Here is a 14687-nt window from a genome sequence, read left to right on the forward strand (position 1 = left end):
CTGCATTGTAGCGGGGCGAGGCCCAGCGGCCGCGCGGTCGGCTCAAAACAAATCCACGTCGCCGCCCGCGTGTTGCAGCGGCTGCCCGGCCTGCGGGGCCACGTCGCTCTCAAAGCACACGACGCGGTTGCGCCCCTGCGCCTTGGCCTGGTACACGGCGCGGTCGGCCCGCTCAAACGCGTCGGCCGGCGTGTCGAACGGACGCACCGCGGTGTAGCCGATGCTGACGGTGACACGGCCGACCTGCGGGAACGAGTGGCCTTCGACCGCGGTGCGCAGGCGCTCGAACGCCGCCGCCGCGGCCACCGCGTCGTCAGCGCGCACCAAGGCCACGAACTCCTCGCCACCGAAGCGGTACAGGCGGTCGTCGTGCCGGAAGGTGCTGCGCAGCAGCCGCGCCATCAGCAGCAGCACCTCGTCACCGATCAGGTGGCCAAAGCGGTCGTTGACCGACTTGAAATGGTCCACATCGATCACACCCAGCCAGTGGTGGGCGCCGCTGTCAACACGGCGCTGCGCCTCTGCCGCCGCTTCGTGGGACGACCGCGTGGCTTTGTAAAAGGTGTCGTCGAACGACTTGCGGTTGAGCAGCCCGGTCAGCGTGTCGCGCTCGCTGGCGTCCAGCAGGTTGATGACGTTGACGTAGATGCGGCCCATGCCCTCGGCCACCCGGCGCGCCTGGGCGTCGGCCGGGCCGGCCAGCGCCACGTCCAGCACCAGCCGGCGCTGCGTCTCGGTGCGCAAGGGGACCAAAATCCGGGTGCCCCGGCCATCGCCGATCACCGTGGTCACCTCGGCGTGCAGGACTTGCACGAGCTCCGGCCGCTCGCTCAAGCGCGGCCAGGCCGGGGCCGATCCGCCCGCTGCGCTCATCGGCGCGGGCAGCGCGTCGGCGCGGGCATGGGCGCGCACGTCCAGCAGCTCACCTTCGTCACCCGGCAAAACCTCCCACAACACCACCGCCCGCGCCTGCAAGGTGGCCAGCACCACGTCGGCCAGGGTGGCATCGAGCACGTCGCGGTCACGCCCGTGGGTCAGGCGAGCAACGTGCTCCAAATGGTCAAGCATGGCGGCGTGCGGCATAACCCCTCGCGTTGTTATGACGTTGTTATGGGGCTGACAGGTGAGACGGTTTTCATCGTACCACCACACCGGGGACCGCGGCCCCGCCGACGCATGAGGGTTTGCCCGGCTGTGGCAACATACCGCCCACCATGCCGTTTGCCTCGGCCGTCGATCACTACGAAAACTTCCCCGTCGCCTCGGTGCTGTGCCCGCCCGCGTGGCGCGGCGCGGTGGTGGCCATGTACCGCGTCGCGCGCATGGCCGACGACATCGCCGATGAAGGCGACGACCCGCCCGGTGTGCGGCTGCAGGCGCTGGCGCAACTGCGCGCGACGCTCGCGGGACTGTGGGCCGACGACACGGCCACCTTGGCCGCGGCGGCGCCCGCGCTGCGGGCCTTGCACGAACAGCGTCAACGGCACGCGCTGCCGCTGGCGCCGCTGCTGGACCTGCTCGACGCCTTCGAACAAGACGTGCGCTGGACGGCCACCGGACGGCGCTACCAGGACGAAGCCGAATTGTTGGACTACTGCCGCCGCTCGGCCAACCCCGTGGGGCGGCTGATGCTGCACTTGGCGGGCGTGCGCGGGGCCGAGGCCGTCGCGCAAAGCGATGCCGTGTGCACCGCGCTGCAACTGCTGAACATGGCGCAGGACCTGGGGGTGGACTTGTCCCGTGGCCGGCTGTACCTGCCGCGAAGCTGGCTGCTGGCCGCCGGCGCCGACCCCGACGCGCCGCCCGCCACCTGGCCGCCGCCCGCCCTGGCCCACGGGGTGCTGCAACTGGTGGCCCTGGCCCGCCAGCACCTGCGGCGCGGCTGGGGCCTGCCGCTGGGTGTGCCCGGCCGCTTCGGCTGGGAGCTGCGCGTGGTGCTGCACGCGGCGCTGCGGCTGGCCCAGCGCATCGAAGCCCAGGGTGGACGCACCTGGCTGCGGCGACCACGCTTGCACTGGCACGATAGCCCCCTGTTGCTGTGGCGCGCGTGGCGCCACCCCGTTCACCGCCCCGTTGAGACGAACCGCCATCCATGCCTCGACCAACGCCCGCTCCCTTGACCGCCCCCTGCGGGTGGGTGCTCGCCGCCCTGTTGGTGCTGCCGGGCGCCGCCGCGCTGACCGCGCACGCCACCCCAACCACGCCGCCCGCGGCGCCCAGCCAAGGCGCGCCGGCGCCGGTGGAGACCCGCGCGCTGCGCGACGTTGGGATCCACCCACAGCGCAGCGCCAGCGCCCAGGTCGTGGCGCGCAATGAGGCGCGCGTCGCCGCCGAGGTGACCGGCGTGGTGCAGCGCTGGGAGGCCGACGTGGGCACGCCCGTGCGCGCGGGGCAGGTGCTGGCACGCCTGGACCCCGCCGACCACGAGCTGGCCGTGCAGCGCGCCCGCGCGGCGCGTGACGCCGCGCAAGCCCGCCTGGAGCTGCTGCAAGCGCAGGCACGCCGCGCGCACGAGCTGCACGGGCAAGGGTTCATCTCGGCCGACGCGCTGCAGCTGCGCGACACCGAGCTGGCGCTGCAGCGCGCCGAGTTGGCCAGCGCCCAAGCCGCCCTGGCCAGCGCCGAGCGCGCGCTGGCCAAAACGGTGGTGCGCGCGCCGTTCGCGGGCACGGTGACGCAGCGGCTGGCCCAGCAAGGCGAGACGGTGGCCGCAGGCACGCCGCTGTTCGTGCTGGTGCAAACGGGCGCGGCCGAACTGCAGGCCCAACTGTCGCCCGCCGAAGTGCGCGAACTCGGCCGCGTGCGCGACGCGCGTTTCGAGGCCGACGATGGCGCCACCCGCGCGGCGCGCCTGCTGCGCGCGGTGCCGGCGCTGGCCGGTGGCACCCGGCTGCAGACCGTGCGTCTGGCGCTGCTGGGCGAGCCTTTGCCTCCCGGCGCCGCCGGTGTGTTGCGCTGGCAGGCGCCGCTGCCGCACGTGCCGGCCGAGCTGCTGGTGCGACGCGGCAGCGCGCTCGGGGTGTTCGTCGTCGAGGGCGAGGGCGAGCAGGCGCGCGCCCGTTTCGTGGCGTTGCCCGAGGCGCAGGAAGGCCGCCCCGCGGCGGCGGCCAGCCTGGCCGGCGACGCCCGCGTGGTCGTGCGCGGCCAGCACGCGCTGCACGACGGCCAGCGCGTGACGCCCTCGGCACGTTAAACCCGCAGGAGCCCGCGTGATGCGAATGCTGCGTGCCCTCGTCACCAACCACCCGCTGGCCAACATCGCCTTCGTGGTGGTGCTGCTGCTGGGCCTGTTGGCCTACCTGCAGATGCCACGCGAGCGCGACCCGGAGGTCAACTTCAATTGGGTCAACGTCACCACCGTGCTGCCTGGCGCCAGCGCCGAGGACGTCGAGCGGTTGGTGACCAACCCGCTGGAGGACGCCATCAAAGGCGTGGCCGACATCCGGTTCGTGAGCTCCAGCTCGCGCGAAAACGTCTCCAGCCTGCTGGTGCGCTTTGGCGAGGTCGACGAGCGCACGTTTGACAAACGCATCAACGACCTGCGGCGCGAAATCCAGAACAAGGCCGCCGCCGAGCTGCCCGCCGAGGCGCAGCAGCCGCGCGTGCTGGAAATTTCCACCTCCAACGGTTTTCCGACGGCGATCATGCGCCTGACCGGCGCCGCCGACGACGAGGTGCTGCGCCGCGAGGGACGCCGCCTGCGCTCGCTGCTGGAGCGCGTGCGCGGGGTGGACCAGGTGTTTGCCTCGGGCCTGCGCGACCCCGAGCTGCTGGTGCGCCCCGACCCGGCCGCGCTGGCCGCGCGCGGACTGACCAGCGCCGACGTGGCCGACGCGTTGCGCGGCCTGTGGCGCGACACCGCGGCGGGCACGCTGGCCACGCAACAGGGGGTGTGGTCGATCGCGCTCAACGGCATCTCGCTGCAACCCGAAACGCTGGCGCAGTGGGTGGTCAGCGCCGCCGGTCGGCCCCAGGTGTGGGCGCGGCTGGGCGATGTGGCCCACGTGGAGTGGGCGCGTGCCAAGCCCACCACGCTGGCGTCGATGGACGGGCGGCCGGCGATTTCGTTGGCGGTGACCAAAAAGGCGCGCACCAACACCCTGCAGTTGCTGGATGAGCTGCGCACGTTCATCGAGCGCGAAAACCAGGTGCTGGCCAGCCTCGGGCTGCAACTGACGCTGACGGATGACCAGACCATCCCCACGCGCGAGGCCATCGGCGTGATGGAGTCCAACGCCGCGCTGGGCATGCTGTTGGTGCTGGCCATCTGCTGGGTTTTTCTGGGCTGGCGCATCGGGGTGCTGGTGGCGCTGGGCATTCCGTTTGCGCTGCTGGGCACGTTCGCGCTGCTGGGGGCGCTGGGCTACACGGTCAACATCTCGATTCTGCTGGGGGTGGTCATCGCGCTGGGCATGCTGGTGGACGACGCCGTGGTGGTGGTGGAGGCGATCTACTACCGGCTAGAGCGTGGCCAGCAGGCGCTGGCGGCCAGCCTCGACGGGGTGGCCGAAGTGTGGAAGCCCGTGGTGGCGTCGGTGGCCACGACGCTGGCGGCGTTTTTGCCGCTGATGCTGCTGCCGGGCATCGTGGGCAAGTTCATGTTCATCATCCCGTTCGTCGTCACGCTGGCGCTGCTGATTTCGCTGCTGGAGGCGTTTTGGATGCTGCCGGTGCACGTCAGCATGATGAACGTGCGGCTGGACCGGCCGTCGCGCGTGCAGGCGTGGCGCCAACGCTTCAACCGGGCGGTGCGGCTGCGCTACGGCCAGGCGTTGGCCTACGCGGTGCGCCGCCCGTGGCTGTTTCTGGGCGGCGGGCTGGCCATCGTCGCCGGGGCGGGGGCGCTGGTGGCCACGGGCGTGGTGCGGGTGCAGTTTTTCGCCTTCGATCCGATCCGGGCGTTTTACGTCAACGTGGACATGCCCGCCAGCGCGTCGCTGGAGGAGACGCTGGTGCAAACCGAGCGCGTCGAGCGCATCGTGCGCCGCCACGTGCGCGGTGTGGGGCCGGCCGAGCAGGGCCACGAGGCGCGCGCGGTCACTTCGACGGCGGGGCTGAAGTTCACCCAGACCGAACCGGTGTACGGCGACGCCTACGGGCAGGTGTTCGTCTCGCTCAACCCGCGCACGCCCGGCGCCCGCGAGGTGGACGAGATCGTCGCTGCGATGCGGGCCGAGGTCGAGGGCATGGACGGCCCGGCGCGGCTGAGCTTCACGCTGCTGTCGGGCGGCCCACCGGCCGGCAAGCCGATCAACGTCAAGGTGCGGGGCGACGACTTCGCCCAGATCGAAGCGGCCGCCGCCGACCTCAAGGCCTTCATCGCCACCTTGCCGGGGGCACGCGACGTGCAGGACGACCACGTCCCAGGACGGCAGCAGCTGCGCCTGCAGCCGCGCCCCGAGGTGCTGCGCGAGCTGGGCCTCAGCCCCGCGCAGTTGACGCGGCTGGTGCGGCTGGCAGTGGACGGCGAAGCGGTGGCCTTCACGCGCGAGGGCGGCGACAAAATCGAGCTGCGCGTGCGCCAACTCGGCCTGACGGCGCGCCCCCTGGAGCCGTCGGAGCTGCTGGCCACGCCGGTGGCGCTGCCCAGCGGGCACGTCACGCGGCTGGGCACGCTGGTGCAGGCGGCGCCGGAGCCCACGCGCGGCTTCATCCGCCACCACAACCTGCGCCGTGCCATCACGGTCGAGGCCGACTTGGACAAAACCGTGCTGGACACGGCCGAAGCCAACCGCCGCATCCGCGCCGCCTGGGAAGAACTGCGTCTGCGCCACCCAGGGGTGGACCTGGATTTTTCCGGCGAGCTGGAAGACATCGAAGAGAGCCTGGCGGCGATGCAGCAGCTTTTCTTGCTCGGGGTCGGCTTGATTTACCTGATCCTGGCCACGCAGTTCCGCAGTTACTTCCAGCCGCTGATGATTCTGGTCACGGTGCCGCTGGCCTTTGCCGGCGTGGCCATCGGGCTGGCCATCACGCGCAACCCGCTGTCGCTGTACACGCTGTACGGGGTCATCGCGCTGACCGGCATCGCGGTCAACTCGGCCATCGTGCTGATCGACGCCGCCAACGAGCGCCTGCGCCAAGGCCTGGGCCTGACGCACGCCACGCTGTACGCCGCGCGGCGGCGCGTGGTGCCGGTCATCATCACCAGCACCACCACCATCGGCGGCCTGATCTCGCTGGCCTTTGGGCTGGGCGGGCACAGCCTGTTGTGGGGGCCGGTGGCCTCGGCCATCGTCTGGGGGTTGTTGGTGTCCACGGTGCTGACCTTGTTCGTGGTGCCGCTGCTGTACCTGGTGTTCATGCGTGGCCACGCACGCCGGCTGGCCGGCGCGCAAGCGCAGGGGGTGTCGCCATGACCGCCGCCCCCCGCACGTTGCACCAGGCGCAGGCCTACGCCGCCGAACGCGCAGCCGCCTCGGGCAGCAGTTTTTACTACGCGTTTTTGTTTTTGCCCCCGGCGCGGCGCGCCGCCATCACGGCGTTTTACGCCTTTTGCCGCGAAATCGACGACATCGTCGACGAGGTGCGTGAACCCACCATCGCCCACACCAAGCTGGCGTGGTGGCGCCAGCAGGTGGCGCTGGCCTTCACCCCCGGGCGCGTGCCCGACCACCCGGCGCTGATCGCGCTGCAGCCGCACATCGAGCCCTACGGCCTGACGCCCGAGCCGCTGTTGCAGGTGATCGACGGCTGCGAGCAGGACCTGCAACACAACCGTTACCTGGACTACGCGGCGCTGGCGCACTACTGCCATTTGGTGGCCGGCGTCGTGGGCGAAGTGGCGGCGCGCATCTTCGGCCAAAGCGACCCCGGCACCACCGCCTACGCCCACCGGTTGGGCCTGGCCATGCAGTTGACCAACATCATCCGCGACGTCGGCGACGACGCGCTGCGCGGACGCATCTACCTGCCGGTGGCCGAGCTGCAGCGCTTTGGGGTGCGCGCGCGTGAGCTGCTCACCCTGGGGCACGAGGCGGAGCCCGACTTCGAGGCACGCTTCGCCGCGCTGATGCGTTTTCAGATCGAGCGTGCGCTGGCCACCTACGACGAGGCCGTGGCCCTGCTGCCGGCCGCCGACCGCGCGGCGCAAAAACCCGGGCTGATGATGGCCAGCATCTACCGCACGCTGCTGCGGCGGGTGGCGCGTGACCCCGCACGGGTGCTGCGCGAGCGCGTTGCCCTGGCGCCGTTGCACAAAATGTGGCTGGCCTGGAAGATGCAGGCGCTGGGCCGATGGTGAACCGCGCGCCCCACGTGGCGGTGGTGGGCGGAGGCTGGGCAGGCCTGGCCGCCGCGGTGGCCGCGTGCCAACGCGGCTGGCGCGTCACGCTGCTGGAAGCAAGCCCCCACTGGGGCGGGCGGGCGCGGCGCGTGGCCAGCCGCATCGGCCCGCTGGACAACGGCCAACACATCCTGATCGGCGCGTACCACGCCACCCTGGGGCTGTTGACCACGCTCGGCGTGCCGCTGGACCAGGCGCTGCAGCGCGTGCCCATGGCCTTGGCCTACCCGGATGGCGGCGGCATGCGCGTGCCGCGCTGGACCCGCACCCTACCCCGCCCGGCCCATGCCGTTGGGCTGGCCGCCGGGTTGCTGGGCGCCCAGGGCTGGACCTGGCGCGAGCGCGGGGCGGCCCTGGCGCGGCTCGTGCGCTGGCAGCTGGCCGGTTGGCGCTGCGCGCCCCTGGCCACCGTGGCCGAGCTGTGCGTGGGCCTGCCGCCACGGGTTGTGGCCGACTGGGTCGAGCCGCTGGCGGTCGCGGCCCTCAACACCCCGATCCAGCAGGCCAGCGGCGCGGTGTGGCTGCGCGTGCTGCACGACGCCCTGCACGGCCCCGCGCCGGCCCCCTACGCCCCCAGCGACCTGCTGCTGCCCCGCGCGGACCTGGGCACGCTGTTGCCCGACGCCGCCACGCGCTGGCTGGCCGAGCGCGGCGCCACGCTGCGCCGGCGCGCCCGGGTCACGCGGCTGCAGGCCATCGCTGCCGCGGTGTCGGCCTCGGACCACGGCAACGCCGACGCACCGGCCTGGCGTTTGACGGTCGCACAAGGCGACCCCGTGCAGGCCGACGCCGTCGTGCTGGCCACCCCGGCGTGGGCATCGGCGCGGCTGCTCCAGGCGCTGGCCGCCGACCCTGGCTGCCCACCCGGCTGGGAGGCGCGCTGGACCACCTGGGTCAGCCGTGCCCTCGCTTTGCAGCACGCGCCCATCGCCACCGTGTGGCTCGCGCCCCCGCCCGGTTGGACGTGGCGCTGGCCCACGCCGATGCTGGCGCTGCGCCATCACCCCGAACGTGCGCCCGCGCAGTTCGTTTTCGCGCGCGCCGGCGCCACCCCTGGCGCGGATTGGCGGCTGGCCTGCGTGGTCAGCGCCCCCGACCCCGCGTGGCATGGCCGCGCCGCCGACCTGGCCGCGGCGGTGCAGCGTCAGGTGCGGCAGGCGCTGGCGCTGCCGGACGCCCAGGTGCTGGCCACCGTGGTCGAGCAGCGCGCCACCTTCGCCTGCACGCCCGGGCTGGCACGACCGTGGACCGTGCTGGGCCCCACCCTCGTGGCCGCAGGCGACCACGTCGAGGGCCCCTACCCCGCCACGCTCGAAGGCGCCGTGCGCAGCGGCTTGCACGCCGTCGAGGCGCTGGACGCCGCCCTCACCCCTGGGTTTTGGCCGCGGCTTTGAGCCGTTGGTACGCCGGCCGCGCGTGGCAACGCTGCAACCAAGCGTGAACATGCTCAAAGCTGTGCATCAGCTCCTGCGATGGCCGCGCCCAGTTGGCCACGCAGGCCACGCACAGGTCCGCCACGGTGAAGCGCGCGCCGGCCAGGTAGTCGTGCCCCCGGGCCGCGGCGGCCGCCAAATGGTCGTCCAACACGCGCAGCGGCACGCGCAAGCGCTTTTCGGCCACGGCCAGTTTATCGGCGTCGCGCCGCTCGGGCGGCAACCCCAGCCGGTGCATCAACACGCACAGCGCATCCGCCTCCAGCTCGGTCACGGCCCACAGCGCCCAGCGCAGCGCCTCGGCGTCCTCGGCCGCCGTGGCGGGGGCGATGTCGCTGCCGTCGCCCTTGCCGTGGTGACGCGCCAGGTACAGCGCGCAGGCCATCGACTCCCACACCACCACGCGCCCCTCGGGCCGCTCGTCCACCAGCACCGGAATGTGCCCGTTGGGGTTGAGGGCCAAAAACTCGGGCGTGCGCGTCGCACCGCCTTGGTACGGGGTGGGCACGTGGGTGTAGGGCACCCCAAGCTCTTCGGCCGTCCACAGCGGACGCACCGCCCGCGAAGCAAAAATGCCATAAATCGTCAGCGCCATCGTGGTCGTTCCTCGCCGGGCAGCACCGCGCGCCCGTGGCCCACCGATGATAGCCAGCCGGTGCGGCCACCGCGGTCACAAACCCAACAGGCGCACCAAGGCGTGCAGATCCGTCAGTTCGGCGTGGGGCCGCTCGTGCGGCTGCGGCTGCACCACGTGCGCGTGCAGGGCGCGCGCCATGTCCCCACCGCAGCCGCAGGCCGGTGGCGCCACCGCCTCGTCCCACGACCGGCCGTGGCGGTTCAGCCACGCCGCCCCCAAGCCCGCTCGGCGCGCCGCCACCACGTCCAGCACCGGGTCGTCCCCGACGTGCATCACCTCGTGCGCCTGCGCCCGTGCGCGCGCCACGGCCTGGTGGTAAATCCCGGGGTGGGGTTTGGCCACACCGACCTCCCGCGCGCCCACGTGGCCAACGAAGTAGTCGCCCAGGCCCACCCGGTGGATGTCGGCGTTGCCGTTGGACACCGCCACCAGCGGGTAGCGTGCGGCCAGCCGCTGCAGCGCCGGCCGCACGTCCGGGTACAGCTCGACGCGCTGGCGCTCGGCAAAAAAGACCTCGAACGCGGGCTCGGCCAGCGCCGGGGCGTCGCCCGCCTGCCGCAGTGCGACGCGAATCGCCTCGCGGCGCAAAAACGTCAGGTCATGGTGGCGGTCGGGATGGTCGCGCTGCACGGCCAGCCGCACTGCTCGCGCCCGGCCCGGCTCGCGCAACCACGCCGCCGTGGCGGGCGCGTGCTCACTCAGCCACGCCATCAGGGCGGCCTCGGCGCGCTCGATCGTCGGGCGCATCGGCCACAGGGTGTCGTCCAGGTCCAGGCAGATGGCCCGCAGGCCGGTCGGGTTCCACATCGTGCGTAACAATAGCGCATGACCATGCGCCCCGAGCCCCCATACTCCCATGGCCAAGCGGCCCACACGGGTATCGTGTGGGTCAACCTCGGCACCCCGGACGCCCCGACGCCGTCCGCGCTGCGCCGCTACCTGGCGCAGTTTTTGGCTGACCCGCGCGTCGTGGAACTGCCACGCGCGCTGTGGTGGCCCATTTTGCACGGCATCATCCTCAACGTGCGGCCGCGCCGATCCGCCGCCAAATACGCCTCCATCTGGACGCCCGAGGGCTCGCCGCTGAAGGTGTGGACCGAGCGCCAAGCCAAGCTGCTGCAAGGGCTGCTGGGCGAACGCGGCCACCGCGTGCAGGTGCGCTGGGCGATGCGCTACGGCCAGCCCTCGGTCGGGGCGGCGCTCGACGCGCTCAAGGCCGCGGGCTGCACCCGCATCCTGGTGCTGCCTGCCTACCCGCAGTATTGCGCCGCCACCACGGCCAGCGCCTTCGACGAGGTCTACGCGTGGGCGGGCGGCCTGCGCTGGGTGCCGGAGCTGCGCTTTGTCAACCAATACCACGACGACGCGGGCTACGTCGCCGCGCTGGCCGCGCGGGTGCAGGCCCACTGGGCCGAACACGGCCGCCCCGAGCGGCTGGTGATGAGCTTTCACGGCATGCCCGCGCGCACGCTGCAGCGCGGCGACCCCTACCACTGCCAGTGCCACAAAACGGGCCGATTGCTGGCCGAGGCGCTGGGCCTGCCACCCGAGCAGGCGCTGGTGACGTTTCAGTCACGCTTTGGCAAGGCCCAGTGGTTGCAGCCCTACACCGAGCCCACCCTGGTGGCGCTGGCGCGCCAGGGCGTGCGCCGCGTCGATGTCGTCTGCCCCGGCTTCACCGCCGACTGCATCGAAACCCTGGAGGAAATCGACCAGGAAGCCCGCGCCGCCTTCCTCGGCGCAGGCGGGCAGGCGTTTCATTACATCCCCTGCCTCAACGACGACATCGGCTGGTTGCGCGCACTGGCCGACATCGCCGAGCGCCACTTGAGCGGCTGGCCAACGCGCAACGCCCACGACGAAGCCGCGGCCACGGCCACACGCCAGCGGGCGTTGGCGCTGGGGGCGCAGCAGTAAAGGGCATGGCCCACCGCCCCCACCCGTCGGAGCGACCCATGGCCAACACGCGGTCCCACGAGCACGACCCCACATCGCCCCCCCGCATCCGCCTGGACAAGTGGCTGTGGGCCGCGCGGTTGTACAAGACCCGCGCGCTCGCGGCCGACATGATCGAGCGCGGGCGCGTGCTCGTCAACGGCGCGCCGGCCAAGGCCAGCCGTGAGCCGCGCGTGGGCGATGTGATCCGCGCCCGCACCGGCGACGTCGACCGCACCGTGGTGGTGCGGGCGCTGTCCGCCGTCCGCGGGCCTGCCGCTCAGGCGGCTTTGCTGTACGAGGAAACCCCCGAGTCCATCGCGGCACGCGAAGCGCACGCGCAACAACGCCGGCTGGCGCCGGAGCCCGGCGCGAGCTACCCTCGCGGCCGCCCCACCAAACGCGACCGACGCGAACTGCAGCGTTGGCGCAACCAGCCGCCGGCGCCACCCGCTTGGAACGAACGCTGGCGCGCCGCCCTGGACGATTGACCCCCTGCCACCCGAGGAGACTTCATGAGCCCCCGCTACCCGCTGCCCGCGCTGGCCGACGTGCCCGAGGACATCCGCGCCCGCATCCTGGAGGTGCAAGCCAAAGCGGGCTTTGTGCCCAACGTCTTTTTGATGCTGGCGCGCCGCCCAGCCGAATGGCGCGCCTTCTTTGCCTACCACGACGCGCTGATGATGCCCGAGACGGTGGGGCGGCGCTCCAACCTCACCAAGGGTGAGCGCGAGATGATCGTCGTGGCCACCAGCGCCGCCAACCAATGCCTGTACTGCGTGGTGGCGCACGGCGCCCTGTTGCGCATCTATGAAAAAAAGCCGCTGGTGGCCGACCAAGTCGCCGTCAACTACCGCAAAGCCGACATCACGCCGCGCCAGCGTGCGATCCTGGACTTCGCGATGAAGGTGTGCCAGCGCTCGCACGAGATCGACGACGCCGACTTCGCCGCGCTGCACGCGCACGGGCTGGACGACGAAGACATCTGGGACATCGCGGCCATCACGGCGTTGTTCGGGCTGTCCAACCGCATGGCGTCCTTCAGCGGCATGGTGCCCAACCCTGAGTTTTACCTGATGGGTCGCCTGCCCAAGGGCGCCTGAGGTCACCCGCGCCTCAGCCGCCGCCGAGCCGCAGGCGCAGTGCCGGCGGCAGCGGCGCCGACCGCTGCGCCGGAAAATCCACCCACACCACGGTGGCGCCGCCGTTGGCGTAAACCACGTCGCCGCCGTCGGCGCGCAGCATTTCGTGGAACATGTCGAACGAGCGCTGCCCCACCGCGCCCACGTAGCTGCGCACGACCACGTCGCCCGGGTATTCGAGCTGGCGTAAAAAGTTGCAAAACGCGTTGGCGATCACCGGCCCCTCCCCCCGGGGGTTGGCCGGCATGCCCCACTCGCCCATCCACTGCAGGCGTGCGCTTTCCATATAACGAAAGTAGACCGTGTTGTTGACGTGGCCCATCGCGTCCATGTCGCCCCAGCGGATTGGTATCGTCATCGTGTGCACCCACCGGCGTTGGGCGGGCAGTTCCAAGCGCATCGTGTGACTCCTTGTGCGGTGCAGCGCGCTGTCGGCGCAACGACAACCATCGTACGCCAGCGGCCACTACAATCCGTCGCCAACCCGACAACCGCCTGGGGTGCTGCGCCCGCCGCGGCGGCGCCCCCATCCCGAGGAAGACCCCCACGCCATGAAAACCCCGGCGCACCTGATCGAGCAGTACGGCCCGCGCGAGGCCATGGAGTACGACGTCGTTATCGTCGGGGCCGGCCCGGCCGGGCTGGCCACGGCCATCCGCCTCAAGCAACTGGCGGCCCAGCACAACAGCGACGTCAGCGTCTGCGTGCTGGAAAAAGGCGGCGAGCCGGGCGCGCACATCCTGTCGGGCGCGGTGATGGACCCGCGCGCGTTGACCGAATTGATCCCCGACTGGAAGGAGCGCGGTGCGCCGCTGAACCAACCTGTCACCGGCGACGAGGTGCTGTTCCTGCAACCCGACCGCGCGCTGCGCACGCCGTCGTGGGCCATCCCCGAGTGCTTTCACAACGAAGGCAACTACGTCATCAGCCTGGGGGCGGTGACCAAGTGGCTGGCCGAGCAGGCCGAGGCGCTGGGGGTGGAGATCTTCCCCGGCTTTACCGCCGCCGAGGTGCTGTACGACGAGCAAGGCCGCGTGGTCGGCGTGGCCACCGGTCACATGGGCCTGGGCAAGGACGGCCAGCCCACCGAAGCGTTCCAGCTCGGCATGGAGCTGCGCGCCAAGTACACCGTGTTCGCCGAGGGCGCGCGCGGCCACCTGGGCAAGGAGCTGATCGCGCGCTACCGCCTGGACGAGGGCAAAGACCCGCAGACCTACGGCATTGGCATCAAGGAACTGTGGGAGATCCCCGCCGACAAGGCCAAGCCTGGCCTGGTGGTGCACACCGCCGGCTGGCCGCTGGACGAGCACACCTACGGCGGCGGCTTCCTGTACCACCTGGAAGGCAACAAGGTCACGCTGGGCTTTGTCGTTGGGCTGGACTACCAAAACCCGTGGCTGAGCCCGTTTGAGGAAATGCAGCGCTGGAAGACCCACCCGGCCATCCGCGCGCACCTCGAAGGGGGCAAGCGCATCGGCTACGGCGCGCGCGCCATCACCGCGGGGGGCTTGATGAGCCTGCCCAAGACCGTCTTCCCCGGCGGTGCGCTGGTGGGCTGCGACGCCGGCTACCTCAACGCCGCGCGCATCAAGGGCAGCCACGCCGCCATCAAGACGGGCATGCTGTGCGCCGAGGCCGCCTTCGACGCGCTGCGTGCCGGCCGCCAACACGACGAACTGACGGCGTACCCGGCGGCGTTCCAGCAAAGCTGGCTGTACGAGGAGCTGCACCGCGCGCGCAACTTCAAGAGCTGGTTCAAAAAGGGCAACACCATCGGCGCGTTGATGACCGGCATCGAGCACTGGCTGCTGCCCAAGCTGGGGATCAAGAGCCCGCCCTGGACCGTGCGGCGCCACACGCCCGACCACGCGCGGCTGCACGCGGCCAGCCAGGTCGAACCGATCCGCTACCCCAAGCCCGACGGGGTGCTGACGTTCGACCGCCTGAGCAGCGTGTTCCTGTCCAACACCAACCACGAAGAAAACCAGCCCGCGCACCTGACGCTCAAAGACCCCACGGTGCCGGTGGCGGTCAACCTGGCGCTGTACGGCGGCCCGGAAGGGCGCTACTGCCCCGCCGGGGTGTACGAATTCATCGAAAAGGACGGCGCGCCGCAGCTCGTGATCAACGCGCAAAACTGCGTGCACTGCAAAACCTGCGACATCAAAGACCCCACCCAGAACATCGTCTGGGTCACCCCCGAGGGCGGCGGCGGCCCCAACTATGCGGGCATGTGACCCGGCATCGGCAGGCAC

General features: G+C 71.6%; 13 protein-coding genes. 9 read left to right on the plus strand and 4 right to left on the minus strand.

Annotated elements, in window-relative coordinates:
* Positions 1 to 42: 42 nt before the first annotated feature.
* Positions 43 to 1068: a GGDEF domain-containing protein gene (locus tag EDC36_RS03210; RefSeq protein ID WP_165902801.1), complete on the minus strand. Its 1026-nt coding sequence runs from the start codon at positions 1066 to 1068 to the stop codon at positions 43 to 45.
* A gap of 146 nt (positions 1069 to 1214) precedes the next feature.
* Here EDC36_RS03210 and hpnC point away from each other — a divergent pair, with 146 nt between their 5' ends.
* From hpnC to EDC36_RS03235, 5 genes are read left to right on the plus strand one after another with little or no spacing between them, the layout of a single operon-like run.
* Complete coding sequence (gene hpnC / locus EDC36_RS03215) at positions 1215 to 2120, plus strand: squalene synthase HpnC (protein ID WP_132961814.1); 906 nt, start codon at positions 1215 to 1217, stop codon at positions 2118 to 2120.
* The gene (locus EDC36_RS03220; RefSeq protein ID WP_132961815.1) at positions 2093 to 3193 is read left to right on the plus strand and encodes an efflux RND transporter periplasmic adaptor subunit; all 1101 of its coding nucleotides are present in this window, start codon (positions 2093 to 2095) and stop codon (positions 3191 to 3193) included. Before hpnC ends, EDC36_RS03220 begins: the two co-directional genes overlap by 28 nt.
* A gap of 19 nt (positions 3194 to 3212) precedes the next feature.
* Positions 3213 to 6359 (plus strand): efflux RND transporter permease subunit, encoded by a 3147-nt coding sequence (locus tag EDC36_RS03225; protein ID WP_132961816.1) that lies wholly within the window; start codon positions 3213 to 3215, stop codon positions 6357 to 6359.
* Positions 6356 to 7243, plus strand: coding sequence for a presqualene diphosphate synthase HpnD (hpnD, locus tag EDC36_RS03230; protein ID WP_132961817.1), 888 nt, complete (start codon positions 6356 to 6358; stop codon positions 7241 to 7243). Before EDC36_RS03225 ends, hpnD begins: the two co-directional genes overlap by 4 nt.
* Positions 7237 to 8679: a hydroxysqualene dehydroxylase gene (locus EDC36_RS03235; protein ID WP_132961818.1), complete on the plus strand. Its 1443-nt coding sequence runs from the start codon at positions 7237 to 7239 to the stop codon at positions 8677 to 8679. The genes hpnD and EDC36_RS03235 overlap by 7 nt, the downstream gene beginning before the upstream one ends.
* Here EDC36_RS03235 and EDC36_RS03240 read toward each other — a convergent pair.
* Together EDC36_RS03240 and EDC36_RS03245 are read right to left on the minus strand one after the other, a co-directional pair.
* On the minus strand, positions 8651 to 9313 hold the full coding sequence (locus EDC36_RS03240; protein WP_132961819.1) for a glutathione S-transferase family protein: 663 nt from the start codon (positions 9311 to 9313) through the stop codon (positions 8651 to 8653). The genes EDC36_RS03235 and EDC36_RS03240 overlap by 29 nt on opposite strands.
* A 75-nt stretch (positions 9314 to 9388) precedes the next feature.
* Positions 9389 to 10162: an HAD-IA family hydrolase gene (locus EDC36_RS03245; protein WP_165902802.1), complete on the minus strand. Its 774-nt coding sequence runs from the start codon at positions 10160 to 10162 to the stop codon at positions 9389 to 9391.
* Positions 10163 to 10180: 18 nt separating this feature from the next.
* Between EDC36_RS03245 and hemH the strand changes: the two genes are divergently transcribed.
* The 3 genes from hemH to EDC36_RS03260 are packed head-to-tail and all read left to right on the plus strand — an operon-like array spanning position 10181 to position 12393.
* Entirely contained in the window at positions 10181 to 11272 is a 1092-nt protein-coding gene (gene hemH, locus EDC36_RS03250) for a ferrochelatase (RefSeq protein ID WP_132961821.1), read from the plus strand.
* Between the two features lie 38 nt (positions 11273 to 11310).
* Positions 11311 to 11781, plus strand: a complete 471-nt coding sequence (locus tag EDC36_RS03255; RefSeq protein WP_132961822.1) for an RNA-binding S4 domain-containing protein — start codon at positions 11311 to 11313, stop codon at positions 11779 to 11781.
* Between the two features lie 24 nt (positions 11782 to 11805).
* Positions 11806 to 12393 carry a peroxidase-related enzyme gene (locus EDC36_RS03260; protein ID WP_132961823.1) on the plus strand — a complete coding sequence of 196 codons (588 nt, stop codon included), beginning with the start codon at positions 11806 to 11808 and terminating at the stop codon, positions 12391 to 12393.
* A 13-nt stretch (positions 12394 to 12406) separates the two neighbouring features.
* Here EDC36_RS03260 and EDC36_RS03265 read toward each other — a convergent pair whose 3' ends face one another.
* Positions 12407 to 12832: an acyl-CoA thioesterase gene (locus EDC36_RS03265; protein WP_132961824.1), complete on the minus strand. Its 426-nt coding sequence runs from the start codon at positions 12830 to 12832 to the stop codon at positions 12407 to 12409.
* Between the two features lie 151 nt (positions 12833 to 12983).
* Between EDC36_RS03265 and EDC36_RS03270 the strand changes: the two genes are divergently transcribed.
* A complete protein-coding gene (locus EDC36_RS03270; protein ID WP_132961825.1) occupies positions 12984 to 14669 on the plus strand; it encodes an electron transfer flavoprotein-ubiquinone oxidoreductase in 1686 nt (561 codons plus the stop codon).
* Positions 14670 to 14687: the final 18 nt, after the last annotated feature.

This window comes from Tepidimonas ignava (genome assembly GCF_004342625.1).
Lineage (GTDB): Bacteria > Pseudomonadota > Gammaproteobacteria > Burkholderiales > Burkholderiaceae_C > Tepidimonas > Tepidimonas ignava.